Source organism: Gammaproteobacteria bacterium (assembly GCA_021648145.1).
In the GTDB taxonomy this organism is placed as follows: domain Bacteria; phylum Pseudomonadota; class Gammaproteobacteria; order JAADGQ01; family JAADGQ01; genus S141-38.
Genome location: JAKITI010000006.1, coordinates 134,186 through 157,021 on the forward strand (window position 1 = coordinate 134,186; position 22,836 = coordinate 157,021).

General features: G+C 42.7%; 21 protein-coding genes and 2 pseudogenes. 8 read left to right on the forward strand and 15 right to left on the reverse strand.

Features of this window, described 5'->3' with window-relative positions:
- Positions 1-164: 164 nt before the first annotated feature.
- The gene (locus L3J70_05665) at positions 165-395 is read left to right on the forward strand and encodes a hypothetical protein (GenBank protein MCF6235848.1); all 231 of its coding nucleotides are present in this window, start codon (positions 165-167) and stop codon (positions 393-395) included.
- Positions 385-816, forward strand: a complete 432-nt coding sequence (locus tag L3J70_05670; GenBank protein ID MCF6235849.1) for a PIN domain-containing protein — start codon at positions 385-387, stop codon at positions 814-816. The genes L3J70_05665 and L3J70_05670 overlap by 11 nt, the downstream gene beginning before the upstream one ends.
- A gap of 73 nt (positions 817-889) precedes the next feature.
- Here L3J70_05670 and hisD read toward each other — a convergent pair whose 3' ends face one another.
- From hisD to petA, 13 genes are all read right to left on the reverse strand, one after another.
- Positions 890-2,188: a histidinol dehydrogenase gene (hisD, locus tag L3J70_05675; protein ID MCF6235850.1), complete on the reverse strand. Its 1,299-nt coding sequence runs from the start codon at positions 2,186-2,188 to the stop codon at positions 890-892.
- 15 nt (positions 2,189-2,203) lie between these two features.
- On the reverse strand, positions 2,204-2,845 hold the full coding sequence (gene hisG / locus L3J70_05680; GenBank protein ID MCF6235851.1) for an ATP phosphoribosyltransferase: 642 nt from the start codon (positions 2,843-2,845) through the stop codon (positions 2,204-2,206).
- 6 nt (positions 2,846-2,851) lie between these two features.
- Positions 2,852-4,111 (reverse strand): UDP-N-acetylglucosamine 1-carboxyvinyltransferase, encoded by a 1,260-nt coding sequence (gene murA / locus L3J70_05685; GenBank protein ID MCF6235852.1) that lies wholly within the window; start codon positions 4,109-4,111, stop codon positions 2,852-2,854.
- Between the two features lie 126 nt (positions 4,112-4,237).
- Positions 4,238-4,483 (reverse strand): BolA/IbaG family iron-sulfur metabolism protein, encoded by a 246-nt coding sequence (locus tag L3J70_05690; protein MCF6235853.1) that lies wholly within the window; start codon positions 4,481-4,483, stop codon positions 4,238-4,240.
- 20 nt (positions 4,484-4,503) lie between these two features.
- Positions 4,504-4,809: an STAS domain-containing protein gene (locus L3J70_05695; protein MCF6235854.1), complete on the reverse strand. Its 306-nt coding sequence runs from the start codon at positions 4,807-4,809 to the stop codon at positions 4,504-4,506.
- Positions 4,806-5,420, reverse strand: a complete 615-nt coding sequence (locus tag L3J70_05700; GenBank protein MCF6235855.1) for an ABC transporter substrate-binding protein — start codon at positions 5,418-5,420, stop codon at positions 4,806-4,808. Before L3J70_05700 ends, L3J70_05695 begins: the two co-directional genes overlap by 4 nt.
- Positions 5,417-6,772: a TolC family protein gene (locus L3J70_05705; protein ID MCF6235856.1), complete on the reverse strand. Its 1,356-nt coding sequence runs from the start codon at positions 6,770-6,772 to the stop codon at positions 5,417-5,419. Before L3J70_05705 ends, L3J70_05700 begins: the two co-directional genes overlap by 4 nt.
- Entirely contained in the window at positions 6,769-7,236 is a 468-nt protein-coding gene (gene mlaD / locus L3J70_05710) for an outer membrane lipid asymmetry maintenance protein MlaD (protein MCF6235857.1), read from the reverse strand. The genes L3J70_05705 and mlaD overlap by 4 nt, the downstream gene beginning before the upstream one ends.
- 17 nt (positions 7,237-7,253) lie before the next feature.
- Positions 7,254-8,033 carry a lipid asymmetry maintenance ABC transporter permease subunit MlaE gene (gene mlaE, locus L3J70_05715; protein MCF6235858.1) on the reverse strand — a complete coding sequence of 260 codons (780 nt, stop codon included), beginning with the start codon at positions 8,031-8,033 and terminating at the stop codon, positions 7,254-7,256.
- Entirely contained in the window at positions 8,034-8,849 is an 816-nt protein-coding gene (locus L3J70_05720) for an ATP-binding cassette domain-containing protein (protein ID MCF6235859.1), read from the reverse strand.
- Positions 8,850-9,045: 196 nt separating this feature from the next.
- A complete protein-coding gene (locus tag L3J70_05725; protein ID MCF6235860.1) occupies positions 9,046-9,729 on the reverse strand; it encodes a cytochrome c1 in 684 nt (227 codons plus the stop codon).
- Positions 9,729-10,964, reverse strand: a complete 1,236-nt coding sequence (locus tag L3J70_05730; GenBank protein ID MCF6235861.1) for a cytochrome b N-terminal domain-containing protein — start codon at positions 10,962-10,964, stop codon at positions 9,729-9,731. Before L3J70_05730 ends, L3J70_05725 begins: the two co-directional genes overlap by 1 nt.
- A gap of 11 nt (positions 10,965-10,975) precedes the next feature.
- Complete coding sequence (gene petA, locus L3J70_05735) at positions 10,976-11,515, reverse strand: ubiquinol-cytochrome c reductase iron-sulfur subunit (protein MCF6235862.1); 540 nt, start codon at positions 11,513-11,515, stop codon at positions 10,976-10,978.
- A 446-nt stretch (positions 11,516-11,961) separates the two neighbouring features.
- On the opposite strand from petA, the gene L3J70_05740 reads away from it, so the two are divergent.
- The 5 genes and pseudogenes from L3J70_05740 (at position 11,962) to L3J70_05760 (ending at position 17,932) form a co-directional block, all read left to right on the forward strand.
- Positions 11,962-12,141, forward strand: coding sequence for a type II toxin-antitoxin system VapB family antitoxin (locus L3J70_05740; GenBank protein MCF6235863.1), 180 nt, complete (start codon positions 11,962-11,964; stop codon positions 12,139-12,141).
- Between the two features lie 14 nt (positions 12,142-12,155).
- Positions 12,156-12,326: pseudogene (locus L3J70_05745) on the forward strand (PIN domain-containing protein).
- A gap of 154 nt (positions 12,327-12,480) precedes the next feature.
- Positions 12,481-13,290 carry a DUF6502 family protein gene (locus tag L3J70_05750; protein MCF6235864.1) on the forward strand — a complete coding sequence of 270 codons (810 nt, stop codon included), beginning with the start codon at positions 12,481-12,483 and terminating at the stop codon, positions 13,288-13,290.
- A 17-nt stretch (positions 13,291-13,307) separates the two neighbouring features.
- A complete protein-coding gene (locus L3J70_05755; protein MCF6235865.1) occupies positions 13,308-16,526 on the forward strand; it encodes a hypothetical protein in 3,219 nt (1,072 codons plus the stop codon).
- 660 nt (positions 16,527-17,186) lie between these two features.
- Positions 17,187-17,932: pseudogene (locus L3J70_05760) on the forward strand (IS1 family transposase).
- 639 nt (positions 17,933-18,571) lie between these two features.
- Here L3J70_05760 and L3J70_05765 read toward each other — a convergent pair.
- Positions 18,572-19,072 carry a hypothetical protein gene (locus L3J70_05765; protein MCF6235866.1) on the reverse strand — a complete coding sequence of 167 codons (501 nt, stop codon included), beginning with the start codon at positions 19,070-19,072 and terminating at the stop codon, positions 18,572-18,574.
- 141 nt (positions 19,073-19,213) lie between these two features.
- The gene (locus L3J70_05770; protein ID MCF6235867.1) at positions 19,214-21,841 is read right to left on the reverse strand and encodes an Ig-like domain-containing protein; all 2,628 of its coding nucleotides are present in this window, start codon (positions 21,839-21,841) and stop codon (positions 19,214-19,216) included.
- A 794-nt stretch (positions 21,842-22,635) separates the two neighbouring features.
- Here L3J70_05770 and L3J70_05775 point away from each other — a divergent pair.
- The coding region (locus L3J70_05775; protein ID MCF6235868.1) for a transposase at positions 22,636-22,836 on the forward strand (201 nt) is incomplete at its 3' end.

Below are 22,836 nucleotides of genomic sequence, written 5' to 3' on the forward strand. Positions count from 1 at the left end.
CTGACAATGCCAAAAATCACTTGGTTTTATGAAACGTTTTTGGTGCGTGCAACGCACCCTACTTGGCTTCTGGCAGTCCAGATTGACGCTAGTTCGTATGCGACTTACGTGCTACACTTAACCAGTGTAAAATGCAATATAATACGGTAAGAGGCTGAAGTACAATGACTAATGTAACGATTTCTATAGAGGAAGAAGACCTCAAGCAAGCTCGAATGGTTGCACTACAACAAGGTTCATCGTTGAATGCCGCGATACGTGAATTTGTGAAAAGCTACATCGGAAATACCAGGCGCTACAGCCAGGTGACTGAACGTATTTTACAAAGAGCCGAACAATCACAATTCAGTAGCGAAGGGTGTGAATGGACAAGAGAAGACTTGTATGAACGATAAAGTCTTTTTCGATAGCAATATATTAGTTTATGCCTACGACAAAAATGAACCGGAAAAGGGGGCAATTGCTAAACAACTCATCCGCGAACATGGAACAGATGGCAATCTTGTATTGAGCACACAGGTCATGCAAGAATTCTATGTCACTGTTACCAAAATCGGCAAACATATGCTACCCAAAGAAGAAGCGGCCGATATAGTAAATGATCTTGCTGAGTTCCCATTGATACAGATAACTAAAGACATCATTGCACGAGCGATGAAACGCCATCAAACCAGGATATTTTCTTTTTGGGATAGTCTGATAGTAGAAGCAGCCTTACAAGCTGGATGTTCGACCTTGTTAAGCGAAGACATGCAGGATGGATTTGTGATTGATGCAATGCAAATACACAATCCCTTTTCACGCTTACCTACATAAAAGAAACTATCGCTATTTTTTGCCTACTTGTTGAGGTTCGCAAGCTCACCACCCACCTACCAATTGCCACAAATTATTGAATTCTATATTCTGCAGAACGCGCATGGGCAGTCAAACCTTCGCCACGCGCGAGTATTGAAGCAGGCACCCCTAATCGAGAAGCACCTTCTTTCGAGCACATAATTAAACTAGAACGCTTCTGAAAATCATAAACGCCCAATGGTGACGAGAAACGTGCTGTGCGTGATGTAGGCAATACATGATTAGGCCCCGCACAATAATCACCCACGGCTTCAGCCGTATATCGACCCATGAAAATAGCACCCGCACGACTGATACTTTCGACCAACGATTCAGGCTCTTCTACAGACAGTTCAAGATGCTCTGGGGCAACATGGTTTGAAACCTGAGCGGCTTCAGCCAAATCAGTCACTTGAATCAAAGCGGCTCTGGATGATAATGATTTCTCAATAATTTCAGCGCGCTCCATTGTTGGCAACAGACGGTTAACACTCTCTTCAACTTTATCAATAAATTCAGCATCAGGGCAGACCAGTAAAGATTGTGCATCTTCATCATGCTCTGCCTGAGAAAACAGATCCATCGCGATCCAGTCAGGGTCTGTTTGACCATCACAAATAATCAATATTTCTGATGGCCCTGCAATCATATCAATGCCCACCGTACCAAATACCATTTTTTTTGCAGTGGCCACATAGATATTACCTGGGCCTACAATTTTATCGACTTGCGGTACGGTTTCAGTTCCATAAGCCAATGCTGCCACAGCCTGAGCACCGCCGATCGCAAATACTTTATCGACATTCGATATGCAGGCCGCAGCCAGAACTAAATCATTGACTTCACCATCAGGTGTAGGCACAACCATAATAAGCTCTTCAACACCCGCCACTTTCGCAGGAATTGCATTCATCAATACAGAAGATGGGTATGCTGCTTTTCCACCGGGAACATACAAGCCAACTCGATCAAGTGGCGTGACTTTTTGCCCCAACATCGTGCCATCAGCTTCAGTATAAGACCACGATTCAATTTTTTGGTGTTGGTGATAACTTTTTATGCGCTCAGCAGAAAACTCCAGTATTTCACGCTGCACTGCAGTGATCGACTGCAGTGCTTTTTGCTGACGAGAACTACTGATATCCAATGCCGCCATATCAGTAACACTCATACGGTCAAAACGATTCGTGTACTCAACAACAGCGCTGTCACCTCGTTGCCGAACATCGTTTAATATGCCGTTGACGGTTTGAAATACAGCATCATCGCTTGCTTTATCCCATGCCAACAACTGATCCAACTGTGACCAAAAAGTATTCTCTTTGCTATTAAGGCGCTTTATCTTCATCATCATTCAATGCCCAGATTAATTTTTACGCTGCGCAACCGCTTCTTCAATTTTATCAACAAAGCTTTTTACTACCGAGTGCTTCATTTTCATTGATGCTTTATTCACAATCAGACGAGAGCTGATATCAACAATATGTTCATACGGCTTCAGACCATTCGCCACCAGAGTATTCCCTGTATCCACCAAGTCAACAATCGCATCAGCCAATCCCACTAAAGGCGCAAGTTCCATTGATCCATAGAGTTTGATAATTTCAACCTGCTCACTTTTGGCTGCAAAGTAGCGCTTAGCTGTTTTGACATATTTTGTTGCAATACGTAACCGGCCTTGTGATTGTATACCATCCACTGGCCCTGCCAGCATCAAACGGCACTTTGCAATCTCAAGATCCAGCGGTTCGTAAATACCTTCCCCGCCATACTCCATTAATACATCTTTACCCGATACACCGACATCCGCCGCACCGTAATCCACATAAACAGGCACATCCGATGCACGAATAATAAGCAGCTTTACATCATCATGATTGGTATCAAAAATCAGCTTGCGACTGGTCGCCAAATCATCCCGAAGTTCAATGCCAGCATAAGCCAGCAAAGGTAAAGTCTCTTTTAAAATACGCCCTTTCGACAAGGCAATTGTCAATTTTTTATCCATCAATAACTACTCAGAAACTCGGCGAATCGTTGCTCCTAATTGAGCCATTTTCTCTTCAATATGATCATAACCACGATCAACATGATAGATACGAGAAATCTCTGTTTCACCTGTTGCAACCAAACCGGCTAAAACCAGACTGGCCGATGCACGCAAATCTGTTGCCATCACGGGCGCGCCTGTCAGCTGTTCTTTGCCTGTACAAAATACCGTATTACCACGTAATTTAATTTGAGCGCCCATACGTTGCAGCTCTTGCACATGCATAAAACGATTCTCAAAAATCGTTTCCGTCACCGCACCGACACCTTCTGCAACTACATTCATTGATGTAAACTGAGCCTGCATATCCGTTGGAAAACCTGGATACGGGGCGGACTGAACATCCACGGCTTTAGGGCGTTTCCCTTTCATATCCAACTCAATCCAATCGTCACCTGTTTCGATATGAGCGCCAGCTTCTCGCAATTTAATCAGCACAGTTTCCAGTAGATGAGGGTCGGTATCTTTCAATTTGATGCGGCCACGAGTCATTGCGGCTGCGACAAGGTAAGTGCCCGTTTCAATGCGATCGGGTAATACGGTATAACGCGCGCCATGCAAACGTTCAACGCCATCAATCACTAAAGTATCAGTGCCGACACCACTAATTTTGGCACCCATCTGAATCAAACAGTTTGCCAAATCAGTCACTTCGGGTTCACGCGCAGCATTTTCGATAACCGTTTGCCCATCGGCCAGCGTTGCCGCCATCATTAAGTTTTCAGTGCCCGTCACGGTGACCTGATCCATTACCAAGTGTGCGCCCTTCAGGCGCTCCGCTCGTGCCCGAATCACTCCACCCTCGATAGTAATGGTCGCACCCATTGCTTCCAGACCAGAGATATGCAGGTTGACTGGACGAGAACCAATCGCACAACCACCTGGCAAAGCAACATTGGCCTCTCCATGGCGAGCCAACAAAGGCCCCAACACCAGGATTGATGCACGCATGGTTTTAACCCATGCATAAGGCGCATCAAACGTATTGATCGTCGTGGAGTCTATTTCAACACACATTTTTTCATCGACAACCAGCTGCACACCCATCTGTCCCAACAGCCCCATCGTTGTTGTTACATCCTGTAGATGAGGCACATTACAAATTGTGACAGGTTCATCTGCCAATAAGGTCGAGGCAAGAATAGGCAAGGCAGCATTTTTAGCACCAGAGATGCGAATTTCGCCATCTAACCGTGCTCCGCCCGTAATTATTAGTTTATCCATTGAAAGTAGTTTGTATTATTAATTAAAAAAATATTTCTCGTTCCCATGCTCTGCGTGGGAATGCATACGGTGCCAACATATAGCACGGTATATGGGTTCCCACGCGGGAGCATGGGAACCAAAAAACTATGCTGCATTTTGAGCATCTGCCCACTGCGCTACAGTATAGGTGCGAATAGAAAGCGCATGAATCGCTGACTCCATTTGATCACCTAACGCCGCATAAACCATGCGGTGTTGTTGTAACATTCCTTTTCCCGCAAAATCATCACAGATGACAACAGCCTGAAAATGGCGACCATCACCACATACTTCAGCCTGGCTGTCAGGTAAATTACTTTCTATCATCTCTTGAATCGTTTCAGGTTGCATTATCAATTGATCTCACAAAATTAGTTATCTATAAGCATTGAAAGTCCACTTAGTTCAGCAATTGCTTTCATTTGCTGAGGAACATGGTGACATAGTATTTTTTTATTGTGTTGTTTTGCCAAACGCTGCCACTCAACCAGCAAAGCAAACCCTGCGCTATCAACTTGGGTGACTTTCAATAAGTCTAATACTAACTCATCACCTTCGAGGTCAAACAGTGGCAAACTCTTTTTATGCAATACTGGAACGGTCGCATAGGTCAGTATTCCAGTAATTTGATACTGATTATCAGCTATTTTATTTAATTGTGCAGCTAGATCGCTCATGAAGAAGCAGGTTCAGCCTTGTGGTTTCCTTTGGCCAATTTTTCAATCAAACGATCCAGCCCTTTTTTACGGATCTCTTTTGAAAAGCTGGTGCGATAGTTCGCCACAAGACTAATTCCATCGACTTCGACATCATATAATTTCCAGACATCTTCTTTCAGGTGAAGTTTATAGTTAATTGGAATTGGAAAGCCACCAGGCTCATCCACTTCCATACGCACAGTTGCGTTGGTCGCACCCTCTTTGCCACGAAAAGGGAGGTAGTTGAACTCTTTATCAATAAATTCATTCAATGATTTTGCATAAGTACGTACAAGCAGTTGTTTGAACTCAACAACAAAACGCTGTTTTTGCTCATCCGTTGCACGTAACCAGTATTTACCTAAAACCCACCTTGAGGTACGTTCAAAATCAAAATGGGGCAGCACCAAGTCTTCAACGAGAGAATAAATTTTTTCAGGGTGTTTTTTAATGATCGACTGCTCTTCTTTCAGCTTAGCAATCACCTTTTCAGAAGTCTCCTCCATTAACTTCTGTGGTGTAGAATCTTTTGCCCATACAGGGTTTAAAAAAGAGACAAGCAGTACAGCAGCTATAATCTGAATTTTCACTGTTTTTCTCCTGTTACATTCATCAATTGGGCAACATACATATTGTAATCAAATGTTGTTTTAAGGTAATCCGTATGTGCCATCACATAACTTTGCAATGCCAATATTATTTGCTCAGGTTTTTCTAGTCCAGCTTCAAAATCTGCAAAACTTGCTACCATCCAGCGCCGTGCGGCACGACTGCCCTCAGCCAACTTATTGACCGCTTCATGATACGCGTGCACCTGATAGTATTGCTCCGCTACTTGAAAAGGAATTCCTGTTTTTGCAAATTTAGCCTTCGAAAGCATCGCATTTAATTCAGCTTCTGCCTGTCTGATTTTTGCTGATTGTACGCCATTCGCCCACTTCCAGTTAAGACCGATCACAGGGATGATTCCATAGTCATTAAAAGGATCAGCAATAAATGGACTATCCAGACGATCTCTATTGCTCGAGTTTGCTGCCATGCCACGAAACCCCGCAAACACGTTGGGGCGTTTTTCTGCTTTTTTTGCCTCAAGCAGAGCCTGACGTGCAGCTAAACCTGCATTGACTTGAGCAATTTCAGGGCGCTGTGACAGAGCATTTCTTCGCAGATCTTCTTTTGTCAGTTCAGGCAATTCGACCGGTTTTATTGCTTTATCGAGCAATTCAACATCAACATTATCCTCAATACCTGAAAGCATTTTCAGCCCCGCCAATGCAACTCGCTCAAGCCCTGTCGCCTGCGCCATATAACGTCCCAACACAGCACGCCCTGCTTGTAAGGCATAAAGATTTGATTGAGAAACATCACCTTCCCCCTCTTCAAGCCATGTCGATACTAAATCAATTGCAGATGCCAAGCGCTTATCGACTGACTCTAAAGTTTTTCGACTATCACTCGCTGAAAGGTAGCCATAATAAGCACGCTTTACATCCAGCACAGTGGCATTACGCTGTATCTGCACATCCCCTGCTTTCACTTCAATATTATTTTTTGCAGCGAGACTGTAATTTTCAAGCTTGCCAAAAGTATACAGCGGTTTGATCACGCTAAATTGCAATACTGTTAACAGGGATGTGCCATCAAAGTCATACCGGCCTCTACGTGGTGTTTTACCATCGGTTTCAAAAAAACCGCCCTCGTCAAGCCCATTGGTTATACCGACAAGAAATGTGACATCAGCAGACACATCTCCATAACTTTTTGCCTCGCTCAGCAAAGCTTCTGCCTTCGAGACAAAATGCTGTTTTTCACTGATACGAGGATCAACCTGCAGGGCACGTTCAATCGCCTGATCTAATGAAAGAGTCACCGTTGATTCAGCCATACAGGGTGATATAATAGCGCTTGCCAACAGCCCTATGCTACATAAAAGCTGTTTCACTCATCATCTCCGCCGGCATTAAATAAAAACTGCCCAATCAATTGCTCCAGCACTAAAGCAGACTGCGTGAGCTGCAGTTCACTGCCATTTGCCAGATAAGTTTCCTCACCACCTGGTTCCAATGCGATATATTGCTCACCCAGTAAACCCGCAGTAAAAATACTGGCTGAAGTATCAAGCGGCAAAGCCGCATACTGCGAGTTAATCGTCAAAGTGACCACCGCTTCGTACGTTTGACTATCAAGACCGATACTGGAAACCTGTCCAATTTTAACGCCCCCCATTGACACCGGAGAACGCGCCTTCAAACCACCGATATTATCAAATCGAGCGGTGACATCGTAACTTGCACCATTATCAAAGCTGGAGAAATTACTCATCTGGATCGCCAGCACAAATAGAGCAACGATTCCTGCGGCAATAAATAGCCCGACGCTGATCTCTACTGCTTTAGTTTGTCTCATGACACATTTCCCCAGAGTTATTCATCAAACATTAGAGCTGTCAATATAAAGTCAAGCCCTAAAATTGCTAATGCGGAGTGAACAACGGTACGTGTTGTTGCACGTCCAACGCCTTCAGATGTTGGCACTGTATCATACCCTTCAAAGAGCGCAATCCAACTGATTACAAAACCAAAAACAACACTTTTAATAATGCCATTTACAATATCTCCATGAAAATCAACCTGACTCTGCAGTTGCGACCAATAAGCTCCATCATCCAGACCCAGCAAACCAACACCAACAATGTAACCACCAAAAATTCCTACCGCACTAAACATCGCGGCAAGCAGTGGCATACTGATCAACCCTGCCAAAAATCGTGGGGCTACAATTCTTGAAATAGGGTCGACAGCCATCATCTCCATTCCTGAAAGCTGCTCGGTCGATTTCATCAAACCAATCTCAGCCGTCAAAGCTGACCCTGCGCGCCCCGCAAAAAGCAGCCCTGCAACCACAGGCCCGAGTTCTCGTACCAGTGATAACGCCACCATGACACTCAGCGACTCTTCGGCACCAAAGTCCACAAGAGTATTATAACCTTGCAATCCAAGAACCATTCCCACAAACAAGCCTGAAACAACAATAATCAGCATCGATAAAACGCCAATATAATAGAGTTGCTGAACCAACAAGTTAAAACGCATCAACGATGCAGGCACCGCTCTTAGAACATTAAACAAAAAGAGAGAGGCACGCCCCAATCTCTGGAAAAAACGAATACCGGCCTGACCCAGTTGTTGTATCCAAGCACTCATTTAATCACCCAACCCAAATAGCTCACTCTTATAGTCAGGAGCCGGGTAATGAAATGGAACCGGTCCATCTGCCAAGCCCTGCATAAATTGTTGAACCTGAGCTGATTTAGATTCTTTTATTTCCTGCGGTGTGCCAGACCCAACCACCTTTCCTTCAGAAAGAATATAGATATAGTCTGCAATTGAAGTTGTTTCATGAATATCATGCGAGACAACAATACTGGTCATATTAAGCGTTGCATTTAATAATTTGATCAGCTTTACAAGCACACCCATTGAAATCGGATCCTGACCGGCAAAAGGCTCATCATACATAATCATCATTGGGTCAAGCGCAATTGTACGTGCCAACGCAACACGCCGCGCCATCCCGCCAGAAAGCTCATTAGGCATTAGCCGGTATGCACCACGCAAACCTACTGAGTTCAATTTCATTAGAACAAGATGATGAATAATTATTTCGGGTAAATTAGTATGCTCCCTTAAAGGGAAAGCAACATTATCAAAGACAGAAAGATCCGTCAGCAGCGCACCACTTTGAAACAACATGCCCATGCGCTTGCGTAAGTTAAACAGTGATCGACGCGACAATTGACTCACGCTTTCGCCATCCACATGAATTGTTCCTGCATCAGGCAGTAGTTGACCACCAATAAGGCGTAATAACGTGGTTTTTCCTGTTCCACTGGGACCCATAATTGCTGTTATTTTACCGACAGGAATATCCAGATCAATTTCATCAAAAATTGTACGAGAGTCGCGTCGAAATGTCATACGACGAACTTCAACCAAGGAGTTCCTGGATTGTTCTGTCATTTTGTTTTTATCTTTGCAATCATCAGTTTTTCATTTTTTGATGGAGTGACATACAAGAAAATAGCCGGCAATTCTAACAGCTAGACGGCTTATCGTCATACTGTTTTCATAAATTGATACAAAAAGATACAAAAAACCCACCGTCAGGTGGGTTTTTTGTTCTGACATAATACCGAAGTATTATCAATTGATTACATCAATGTTGATCCGGCCAAGGATGGGTGCGCCCTTTAATACGCGACCAAACAGCTTTTTTCAACAAATATGCCAAGATACTTAACAACACCAAATAGCCGAGCACATATTTACCCAGTTCATGGCGCTCTTTCTCTTTTGGGTCTTGCGTCCAGTGCAAGAAAGAAGCAAGGTCATTAATCTTCTGCTCAGCCGCTTCACGGTCAGCCCCTTTCAAAGAAGCATAACCAAACACGTCCGGCATTTTAGTGCCGGGCATTGCATGATTATCAACCTGACCGTTTTCGTCGTTATAATAACCCGCCATCAATGTATAGACATAAAGTGCGCCACCTGCGCGCGCTTTAGCCATCAATGATAAATCAGGTGGCACCATGCCAAAAGCTGCCTTGGCTCCCTCAGGCGGCATCATTGCCGTTAATGGAGCCTCCATTCCATTATCACCACGCATCGCATTGACTTCATCTTCGCTGTAACCGATATCCATCAAATGCTTATAACGAATGTACTTAAGACTATGACAACTCATACAAAGAGTCGTCACTGTTTCAGCACCCCGTTTAGCGGCTTCGTAACTCTTATCAATGTCCACATCAGCGAGTTCGACTTTAACTGGCGCCGCCCATACTGATGATACAGAGAACATCAATCCCAGCGCACATAAAATACGTTTACTGTTTTTCATTACGACTGCCCTCCGTTATTTGCCTTTTTCTCTTCTGCTTCCATATAGTCCAGAACCTCTTTAGGTAATGTTCCACGCTGTAGCAACCATTTTTCTTCCCATTTAGAGACCCATGGCAATGACAGAAAAAAACCAAAATAGAGCACAGAAAAAACTCGGCCTATAGTCACATAAGGCTCTTCAGCCGCCTGCGCACCGATCCATGCCAAAACAATGACAACCAAAATAAAAGCAGCAAATGACCAGCGATAGATTGGGCGAAAACGTCCGCCACCAGGAATTTTCGAGCGATCAAGGAACGGTAACGCTGCAAAAATAACCGTCGCAACACCCATTGCAACAACACCCGTCAACGTGTCAGGAATGGCTCGCAAGATGGCATAAAAAGGTAAAAAGTACCATTCTGGCACAATACTCGCCGGAGTCTTCATCGCATCAGCAGGAACATTATTGTCTGCCATGATAAAGCTTGATGGTGAATAGAAAACCAACCCCAGGAATATAATCAAAAAGATACAAACACCCAGAAAATCTTTCATTGTGTAATATGGGTGAAAAGGAATCGCATCTTTTGCTGGCTGTGGCACACCTTCAGGATTACTGCTTTTCACTGTATGCAGTGCAACCAAATGGATAATGACCATACCCGCAATCAAGAATGGAATTAAATAATGCAAAACGAAGAAGCGTGTTAGCGTTGCATCACCGACCACAAAGTCACCACGCAACAAAACAACAATAGACTCACCCGCTATTGGTATTGCACCAAATAGATTGGTAATAACAGCCGCACCCCAGTATGACATTTGCCCCCAAGGAAGCAAATAACCCATAAATGCTGCGCCCATGACTAACAGCAACAGAATCTGCCCTGTCCACATCATCAGCTCACGAGGTTTGCGATAACAACCATAATAGAGCGTCCGCCCCATATGGAGAAATATCACCGCAAAAAAGGCACTGGCACCCGTTGAATGTATATAACGCAGCAGCCAACCATAGTTCACATCGCGCATCATATGCTCAATGGAATCAAAAGCCATGCCAATATCTGGTTTATAGTGCATGGCTAAAAATAGACCAGTTGCAATTTGAATCACCAGCATCAAGCCGGCTAATGAACCAAAATTCCACCAGTAGTTCAGATTCCGAGGTACCGGATAATCTGTTAATTCATGTCGAATGATCGCCGAAAGCGGAAAGCGTTCATCGATCCAGGCCATAACTCCTTTCATAATCTTTCCCCTTAAGCCTTGTTAATTCTGACAGTCGTATCTGTCAAAAATTCATAAGGCGGCACTTCAAGGTTCGTCGGTGCCGGCCCTTCGAGAATTCGACCACTATAGTCATAAACACTGCCATGACATGGACAAAACCAACCTGCATCTGCTGTATTAGGAATACAGCCCAGATGCGTACAAACGCCCACCACAATGAGCCACTCAGGTTTTTGAGTACGTTCGCTATCAGGCTGCGGATCTTTTCCGCCGTCATTCTCCTGAACTCCAGCAATCTGCTCTGGCGTACGATGCATTACAAACACCGGTTTGCCTTGCCAGATTACGGTGCGTGATTCACCGACAGAAATCTCACTCAGTTCAACCTCTGTGGTCGCTTTTGCCAGCACATCGGCGGTTGGATTCATGCTATCAATAAATGGAATACACGCAGCGCCCGCACCTACGGCTGCCACTGCACCTGTGGCAATACCGATACCCATAATTCCCCGACGTTCCGGGTCTTGAAGATCAGACTTATCAATTATATTAATCGTGTCATCAGCCATATATACACCTAAGACAATCTTTGAAATTAACTTACTAAATGGCCGCAGCAATGCATAAAAGCAATACTACTTCCCCCCCTCATAAAAGTGTTTTAAAAAGTAACTCTTTAAAACAATCTCACAATTCAAAAGAACTCTACATAACTTATTATTGTTGAAAATAGCTTTGACTTGTTTCCAGTCAAAAACTTGCTCATACACGAATCAACCTAGTAAATGAGTCAAGTTCTTAGGTATATTAGAGAAAACTGCCGAAAAAAACAAAGTTTTTGCTGATTTAATCGCTTGTTTTGTTGAGTTAAATAGTCACCATCAATATTTAAACAGTAATTTTCCAACACTCAATTAAAGATGTATTTAATTTACATCGAACAATTTTATTGGCAGCAAAAAACTTGAAGGAAACGCTTTAAAATAATAAAATACACATCAGGATGTGTATTCTAATGCGCACAAATATTATTCTTGACGATCAACTGGTTAACGAATCTTTTTTACTAACATCAATTAAAACAAAGCGAGAGTTTGTTGATCACCGAAAACGCCTTGATTTACGTGATCTAAAAGGCATATGTGGACTTGCGGATGATCAGGACAAAAATATTACTCTTTTAATTATGCCCTAAAAAGTCGCACAACAGCCGCACAACTCTATTTTAATTGTCGCAAAAAAGGAATTACCATCCGCTCAACCATTGATTGTTTAATTGCACAGTGTGCAATAGAAAACAACCTGATCCTTTTACACAATGATAAAGACTTTATCCAAATTGCTAAAATTGCGACAGAATTAAAATTAAAGCCATTTTAAGCAAACAAAGGGGCAAGTACCATATGCACTCTTTAACAATATCATGTGAAATCGTTTCCTCAGTCAATTGACATTCCTCCCAACGTTCATCTATCCAGCCATACTCCAACTCTTGATAGTTGACAAGCCGCAAGAATGGGATAATAATCCCATTATGAAAAAAGCAACAAAATTAATTCTTGCTGAAGCGGTGGGCAGAATGTTGAAGCCATTGATAAAAGTGTTAATCCGAAATGACGTGTCTCATGGCGAGTTTGTGGCACTTGCAAAACGTGCTTATGTTGATGTTGCCTATGAGCACTTCTCTATTCCGGGCAGGAAAACCACCTATTCGAGAGTCGCAGTTTTAACTGGATTGAACAGAAAAGAAGTCGTTGCCTTAACCAAGGAAAAGGAAGAGGGCTCCAATACCCCAAAGGGCAGACCAAACCGTGCAATACGGGTTGTCAATGGCTGGCTTAACGATTCGGAATTTCTCGACGAAAACAACGAAGCAAAAGTGCTGCCGATTCAAGGGGAACATGGCAGTTTCTCAGCACTGGTAGCACGTTATAGCGGCGATATCACGCTTGGAGCTGTCGTCGATGAACTGGAGCGAACAGGAATAGTCTCCAGACCAGACAAGCAGTCGGTCAAACTCAACAGCTATGGCTATATACCCGCAGATAACGAACTGGAAAAAATTAAAATTATGTCTACCTGTGCGGCTGATCTATTAGCCAGTGCTGTGCATAATCAGGAGCAGAGTAGCGATGATGCCAGATTTCAGCGGCAGGTCGTTTACAGAAAGGTGCCGAAACAAGTGGTGAGTCAATTTAAAGAATACAGTGATAATAAATCATTAGTTTTATTGCGTGATTACAATCGCTGGCTAGAAGAGAGTACCAATCAACTTACGCCTGAACAGGACGAACCCACCAGTAGAGTGGGTGTAGGCATTTATTATTTCGAAGAAAAAAATTAACAAAAGGAGCTAATACAATGAAAAAACCATCAAATCTACAAGCCAGTTGGGCTTCAAGATATCTCAAATATTTTTTGATTATTTTTATGCTATCAGTAATTTCTGCCTGTGGCGGAGGCGGAGGCGGAGGTGACGGTGATGGCACCATCGGCACCGGAATTATTCAGGGTACAGCAGCAACGGGGGCTGCCATTGCCAATGCAACCATTACAGTAAAATCAAAATCCGGTGCGATTAAAACCGCAACGTCCGATGCCAAGGGCAAATTTAAAGTCAAAGAGCTGGCTGACGATGGCCCTTACCTGCTACGCACAGATAAAGGGAATGGTGAATTTCTCTATAGTGTGGCACATAAGGCTGGAGGCGACACTATAAATCGGAACATTCATCCCTACACGGATCTGATCATCCGCAACTGGTTTGAAACCGAGGGGCTGGATATCGATTCAGCGTTTTCCGGAGACGCGGCGATCCCGAAAATGCCAACGGAGCAATCAGTCAATGCTATCAAGGATGAGGTTTATAATATCGTTGCACAGGTGCTGGTTAGCAATGGTGTTACAGATAAAATCGACCTATTGTCCACACCTTTCGATGCGGATAGTACTGGTTTTGATGCCTTTCTCGATAACGCACCCGTGATTATTAACAATAACCAGATTACAGTGATTATCAATGATCCCGTCACCAATATTCAGAATATTGTTATTAATAATATCTATTTGAATACCGACTTCACCTCCAGCGAAGACAGCGCACCCACCACGCCGGATGAAGTGCGTGCACTGGCTGCAAGCACAACTGAAATTATCGTGGTCTGGAAAGCTTCGATTGATGACAAAGGTGTCACCGGCTATAACGTTTACAGAAACGGCGAATTGGCCGCAACAACACCTTATCCGGTTTACAGTGATACCGGGCTTTCTACCGGCACTGATTACAGTTACGAGATTGAAGCGATTGATGGTCGCGGCCAACTGTCCGCAAAAAGCGTAGCGACAACGCCAATTACGCTGGATACGACAGATATTACAAAACCACCTGCACCAACAAATTTGCAGGCAACTGTGGCTGGAGACGATGTCAGTCTCAGTTGGGATCAAGCACAGATTAATGATGTTTATGGTTTCCGCATCCTGCGTGGCAGTGCTGGAAACGTCAGCACGGAAATTGCCAATATTACTTCAATGACCTATACGGATTTCAATTTGGTATCAGCAACCGATTATTGTTACAAGGTTATCGCCTACGATGCAGCTGGAAACGACTCCGAATCCAGTGAAGAAAGTTGCGCAACAACGGGTGGTACAACTCCAGAATCATCCAGCGTATCGTTCTCGGCAACTACCTACACCGTAATGGAAAATGCGACCAGCATTACCATCACAGTGAACCGTAGCGGAAACATTTCAGAGGCGATCAGTGTTGATTACGCCGTCAGCAACGGAACCGCCACAGATGGCACGGACTTTACGGCTGCATCGGGAACACTGACCTGGGCGGCGAATGACAACAGCGCAAAAACATTTGATGTGCAAATTATGTCAGACAGCGCAACGGAAGAGGATGAGACAGTTCAAATAGCACTCACCAGTCCGTCTGCAAATACAAGTTTGGGAGCCAATACAATAGCCATACTGACGATTAAAGATGCGGTCACGACTCAATGTGCTGACTTACAAGATACAAATATTTCACAAAACACTTCTTTAAGTTTGCCCTGTTATAATGTTAACAGCGACATCTCAGTTCAAAATGCAGCAACATTAACCATTCAACCTGGTGTCATGCTTCAATTTGCTGCAGGTAAAGAACTTAGAGTTAAATCTGATGGCGCCCTCAATGCTGTAGGCACACCTACTGCGCCCATTATTTTCACCGGTGCACAACAAACGCCTGGATACTGGGACGGTATAAACTATTTAAGTTCTAACAATGCAAATAATGAGCTTAAATATGTAACGGTTGAATACGGTGGTGCGGGTGGTGGTGCAAATTTGGAAATCAACTCGACCACGCGTATTAAGCTCAGCAATACTACCCTGCGCCAAAGTGCTGGTTATGGTGTGTTTTTTGGTAATGGCGCGATTATTGATCTTTTTGCAAACAATACGCTAACGACGAATGAAGGCGCTCCTGTACGTATTCCCGCAAATGAGGTTGGCAAGCTGGATAGACAGTCGAGTTACACCGGTAATGTTGCGAATCGTGAATATATCTCTATCTTTGAAACTTCAAACATCGAGGATGATCAAACATGGCAGGCACTGAATGTACCCTATAAGTTGCACAATAACAGTGTAGAAGCGGTGTTAATGATTGATCCTGGCAGCACACTTATTTTCAGGCAGGGAGGTAATTTTCGAATAGAAAGGACTGGAACCTTAATCGCAAGAGGAACTACAGTTAATAACATTATCTTTACCGGAGAAAACAAAACCCCGGGATCATGGCATGGTTTGCAGTTTACTTTCAGCGGAACGGCTAATGAACTTGACCATGTTAGTGTGGAATATGCGGGTGGCACAAATGGCAATGGCAAAGGTGCCGTTACTCTGTTCGGTACGCCAGGTCGTTTAAAAATTCACAATACGATTATTAGTGATAGCTTGCAGTACGGTCTTGATGTTAATAATGCTGCGCACATCCTTGATATTTCCACCGTAAGTTTTATCAATAGTGTCGATGGCTCCGTTTTGATTGATCCAAACCTAGTAGGTAAGCTGGATACAAACAGCACATATAATGACCCTATCGTGTTTGACAGCGGTGCTTTTGTCACCGATCAGACCATTAAAAATTTGGGTGTATCATATTATGTTGGTACTCATAATATTAGCTCAAGCATTATCATTGAAGAAGGTACAACACTTTCCTTTGCCGCCAGCGGTGGCTTTAGAGTCGATGGTTCGCTAACGGCTATTGGAACAGCAGCGTTGCCGATTACCTTCACTGGTCGACAACAGGTTCCTGGTTACTGGAAAGGACTTGAGTTTTTCAGTAACAGTTTTTCCAATAAACTTGACAACTGTATTGTCGAATACGCTGGTGCACCAGGCGGAAATACACAAGGACTAGTAGGAGTTTTCTTTAACGATGCTGTTGTAGACGTCACTAACTGCTTGCTTCAGCATAGCGCGACCAATGGACTTTGGCTTTACGACAGTACAGCAGGGACTCACACAGGAAATACGTTTAATAATATAGATAGTGGGACTAACGTTTTCATTCGCTAATTGCCATGGAAAGCGAAGCGAGGGCAATTAGCGTGAGTTTTGAAACCTGTTTTTTGCTCTCTGTGTTCGCATGTAAGGCGTTAATAAAATAACCTGTCGGTTTGGGGTGTATACAAATACGGAGATGCAGCAGACGGTTGCACTATCACACTGACGGATAATACCTATAGCAACAATGCATCAGGTGATGTAAATACGCCCTAGTTTTATCTGTGAAAATGGTGGAATTCAGGGCTAAATATTGAAATGGAATTTTATGAACGTACGGGGGCGGATCATTCTTCCCTCGTGCTTTAACTAAAAAATAGTTCAAGAGGTTTATAAAATGAAAATACATACATATTTTCACTCAAAAGAGTCATTTTTCAAGTTAATCAGCACCATGCTGTTCACTACAGCGTTAGTAGCCTGCGGAGGTGGCGGAGGTTGTGCCTGATAACGGCACAGGAGGGAATGGGTCAGGAGGCGGCAACGAAACCGAACTGGAGGGCACGTGGAAACTATGTCAGAGCCTTAGCGATTACAGCAAGAGTACAACCTATACTTTTTTCAGGATCCAACTTCAGTGAAATAACCGAGGACTATACGGATCTAGACTGCTCAGACAAAGAAAAAACGGTAATGGGTCGAATTTGTAGTTATCCTGTATAATCTGAATTTATGACCTGTTATCAAGAAATAAGTTGCCCAAAGTGTAGCAGTATAAAAATCACAAGATCTGGGACGAATGGTAAAGGAAAACAACGTTACTATTGTCGTAATTCAGAGTGTAAAACTAAAACATTCATGCTTGATTATAACTACAAAGCTTGTGCATACGGAATGACTGAAAGAATCGTTGAAATGGCTATTAATGGAAGTGGAATTAGAGATACAGCCCGTGTACTTAAAATCAATAAGAATACGGTTATAAATAGGCTAAAAAAAAGGAAAGCAAGCTCACACAAGTGAATCCTAAATTTCAGTCTAAAACAGCGCTCGGTGATGTTGAATTAATCTGTGAAGAGGCTGAAATAGATGAGCAATGGTCATTTGTAGGAAACAAAACTAATCAACGCTGGACTTGGTATGCGGTGGAACATTCAACGAATATTATTTTGGCTTATGTTTTTGGCAAGCGAAAAGACATTGTTTTTAAGGAGTTAAAAGCCTTGCTAGCGCCCTTGAAAATCAAACGTTTTTACACGGATGACTGGGGAGCCTACGAACGATATATTGACCCCACTAAGCACGAAGTGGGAAAACGTAATACTCAAAAGATTGAACGTAAGAATTTAAACTTAAGAACATGGATTAAGCGACTGACACGAAAAACAATTTGTTTTTCAAAGTCAGAAAAAATGCATGATATTGTCATTGGTTTATTGATTAACAAAATCGAATTCGGTGTGGACATTCATGCTTAACAACGAATTCGACCCACTACCGAAAAAACACTCGTCTCTTACACAGGAACATTTGAGATCAAAAACTCAATTACTACAGACAGCGGCAACACCGCACAAGAGATTGATTTTCAGTATCTGACTGGGTTTGCGTTCAATCAACAACCCAAATTTTATGATATTTTTTACGTAGGAAATGTCGGAACCGGATATAAAACTTCCGTCGATCAACGACCCACTGATATTTACTACGACGTGCCATATATCAGTCAATAATCCATAAACCAAGAGCACCCCGAGGGGTGCTCTTTTTGTATGCCTGAATTCTGAATATCTTGAATAAGAGCTTGTCTCTTCAAGCGCTTCAAAAAGTATGATCTAAACTACATCAATAGTTTTTCCATTGTTGTATAAGTTATTCCGTGCTCGTTCCTTAGAACATTTACTTTTACAGCTCATCTGCAATCCACTGGAGCTATTTATGTTTGGTTTTTTCAAACCAAAGATATATTCCCAGTGAGAAAAAGGCACTCCCCAAGAAATATGGTAGTGACGCTTCATGATTTGTCTCACCAGCAAATAGAGCAACAACTAATAACGGTATATAAAGACCTACTAGAAATGTAATTATAGAAAACACAATAATTCTTATATATTTAATCATTGTGAATTACCCGATCTTTTAGGACGATATCCCCTACGGGTAAGTACCATACTTTTTAGCCGTTTTTCTTGTCTAATTTTAATTGCCAATTGAGTTGGACAATTTGATATTATTCCAAAATCATTTTCTCCTGAGCCAATAACTTCTTCTACAAAATCAGTACAGTTATTTGGAACAATTAGCCATAACCATTTTTCGGAAAGTAAGGATTTAAGCTTATCTCTAGCAGCTTTTCTATTTATTAAAATTCTTCTCGTTCGAAATAGTTCAGTTTTTTTGTTTTGACTAATATATCGTTTATATTCTGATGCATTCATATACATAGGGTGAGAATAAACACCTGAAACGTGAAAATAGTAATTATCCACACGTAACATCATATGACCACAGAAATTCGGGCCATCTCCTGAAACGACTACAGCCTCTACTAGAGAAAAAGATAGGGCGGTGTAATTTATAAAATTTTTACCTGAATAACCTTGGAACCCTGACGACATTTAATGCCTCCTTTAAAACAAACAGCAAGATAAACCCTTTTGTAAAAGCAGTGAAGTAACATCTTGTCTGGCATCATCAACTTTGTTGAAACCAGAATAAAAGAGCAAGTCATTATTGAATAAGTTATTCCGTGCTCGCTCCTAAAACTCGCCCCATGTGTAAGTATCAATTCTCTCCGCAGTACCGTCTCCATCTTCGTCAGAACTCTCTGTCAACCTATTACCATTGGCATCATAGGTGAGAGCAGAAGTGCTATCCACAGTACCGTCCCCATCCTCATCACGACTATATGCCAACTGATTACCATTGTCATCATAGGTGTAAGTATCAATTCTATCTGCAGTACCGTCCCCACCCTCATCACGACTATATGTCAACTGATTACCATTGTCATCATAGGTGTAAGTATCAATTCTATCTGCAGTACCGTCTCCATCTTCGTCAGAACTCTCTGTCAACCTATTACCATTAGCATCATAGGTGTAAGTATCAATTCTCTCCGCAGCGCCATCTCCATCTTCGTCAAAACTCTCTGTCAACAGCTTTCCATTAGCATCATAGGTATCAGTATAAACTCTATCCACAGTGCCATTCCCGTCAAAATCATAACTAATTGTCAACCGGTTATCATTGGCATCATAGGTGAAAGTAGTAATACTATCTGCAGTGCTACCTCCATCATCAAAACTAGCTGTCAACGCGTTACCATTGGCATCATAGGTATAGGTGTAAGTCTCAATTTTCTCCGCAGTGCCGTCCCCATCCTCATCACGACTATATGTCAACAGGTTACCTTTGGCATCATAGGTGAAAGTCTCAATTCTCTCCGCAGTTCCGTCCCCATTCGCATCATAACTCTCTGTCAACCGGTTACCATTCGCATCATAGGTGAGAGCAGAAGTGCTATCCACAGTACCGTCTCCATCCTCATCACGACTATATGTCAACCGGTTACCTTTGGCATCATAGCTGGAAGTAAAAATGGTATCCGCAGTGCCGTTTCCATCACCATCATAACTATTTGTCAACTCATTACCATTGGCATCATAAGTGTAAGTCCTAATTACATCCGCGGTGCCATCTCCATCATAGTCTTCTCTTTTTTCTAAAAGCATATATGTCTTGATAGTCAATTTTACCGTTGCAGGTGCAGAATCATCAGTGCCATTATTTACTTTGAATGTGAAGCTGTCATCACCGGCGTAGTCTGCTGATTCTGGTGTATAAAGCAGGTTTGGAGCAGTACCACTTAATTTTCCATTTTTTGGTGGTGTTACAACAGCGTATGTTAATGCCTTATTTCCTGCATCGTTTCCTGCATCGTTTCCTGCAAGAGTGATTGCTCTACTTGTATTTTTTGCAAATGTAATACTTTGTGGTGTGGCTATGGGGGGTTGTTTTATAGATTTATCTGCCTTGATAGCCAATTTTATCGTTGCGAGCTCAGAATCATTAGCGCCATCATTCACTTTGAATGTGAAGCTGTCATCACCGGTATAATCTGACTTTGGAGTATAGAGTAGGCTTGGCGCAGTACCACTTAATTTTCCGTTTTTTGGGGGTGTTACAACGGCGTATGTTAATGCTCTGTTTTTTGCCTGACTGCCTGTCAGAGTGATTTTTTTCTTTGTATTTTCTGTAAGTGTAATATCTTGTGGTGTGGCTGTTGGGGGGATTGGTGTGGGTGGTTTTGGTGTATCTTCCTTGATGGTCAATTTTACCGTTGCGAGCTCAGAATCATTAGCACCATCATTGACTTTAAATGTAAAGCTGTCATCACCGCTGTAGTTTGATTTTGGTGTATAAATCAGGTCTGGCGCTGTGCCGCTTAACGCTCCATTTTCTGGTTGTGTTACAACAGCGTATTTTAATGCTTTGTTTTCTTTCTGACTTCCTGTCAGGGTGATTTTTTTCTTTGTATTTTCTGCCAGTGTAATACCTTGTGGTGTGGCTGTTGGGGGGATTGGTGTGGGTGGTTTTGGTGTATCTGCCTTGATGGTCAATTTTACCGTTGCGAGCTCAGAGTCAGCAACGCCATCATTGACTTTAAATGTGAAGCTGTCATCACCAGTGTAATCTGACTTTGGAGTATAGAGCAGGTTTGGTGCAGTGCCACTTAACCCTCCATTTTCTGGCAGTGTTACAACGGTGTATGTTAATACTCTGTTTTCTGCCTGACTTCCTGCCAGGGTAACTTCTCTCTTTGTGTTTTCTGTCAATGTAATATTTTGTGGTGTGGCTATGGGGAGTGATACATTCGGGTCGGTTCCTGCATTAAGCTCATCCAGATTGTTAATTCCATCATTATCACTATCCTCATATGTCATCACTTCAGAGCTAAAGTCAGCAGCGGCCGCTTCTCCTTCAACAACTTTCACTTCGATACTGGAGGTTATTGCAACTTTAACCTTTTCGTAAGTAGGATCTATGATTGAATAGATCAGTGACAGTGTATGTGGGCCAGCTGATACGGTGATGTCGCATGAAAATGTGGCGTTTTCTTTGTCTACAGCAAGATTAGCGCATACTTTTGGTGCTTCTCCATTGATCACTACTTCGACGACTAAATTGCTTTCATTATCCAATGCTCTGAGTGCTCTGGGGAGTGGTGCTGAGAGCCTGTCATTGGAAAGTTGTACTTCTTCTTGACCGGTTTGTTGGGCACAACCACTGAGTAGTAATGCTATCACTGTGAACATAAGTAAAAAGTGGAATTTCATTCCTGGAATATTGATTCTTGTTGTATTTTGCATCGTGTGGTTTTTCATTGCGCTGGTCTCTGTCCGCCAATAGTGATTGTGCCTGATGTCCCAGTGGATATTTTTGGTGCTATGAGGTCACCGTAAGGCAAGCTGCTCTGCAAAAACAAGGGGAGAAGACAAGTGATTTACATAGAATCAGAACCAGCGCAACTCTAAAAATATGAAGAGACATAATTTTTCCTGAGGTGTTATCAGACTAGGAGGTTATCAATTGTTCTTGCCAGTCCATGGTGCAAACGCCCTGTCAAACTTATAGCGCCAAGTAGGTGTTTTGTCAATTTTTTTATGGACTTTGATGTCATATTTATTCGGTTTTCCCTTCACTGCCCGACAACACACCGCTCTGGCTACACCCGGAAAAATAGTTTAAGAGGTTTATGAAATGAAAACACATACATATTTTCACTCAAAAAAGTCAGTTTTCAAGTTAATCAGCACCATGCTGTTCACTACAGTGTTAGTCGCCTGCGGAGGTTGGTAACCCTGTATCTGATAACGGAGCAGGAGGGCACGTGGAAACTATGTCAGAGCCTTAGCGATTACAGCGACAGCACAACGTATACTTTTTCAGGAACCAGCTTCAGTAAGAAATAACCGAGGACTATACGGATCTAGACTGCTCAGACAAAAAAAACACTCGTCTCTTACACAGGAACATTTGAGATCAAAAACTCAATTACTACAGACAGCGGCAACACCGCACAAGAGATTGATTTTCAGTATCTAAAGTGGACTAAAGTGGACCCCAGAAATCAGACAGTAGTTTAAGATATAAAAACCTGTCAAAAAGGGGTTCAGAAATGACACGCAAAAAATTTAGCAATACATTTAAAGCCAAAGTTGCACTAGAAGCACTGAAAGGCGAAAAGACGGCGAATGAGCTTGCCAGTGAATATGAAATCCATGTAACGCAGCTCAATGCTTGGAAGAAAGCCCTGAATCAAGGTGCCAATGAAATATTCAGCAGTAAAAAAGAGCAGGATGAAAAGGCTTCCGAGGAA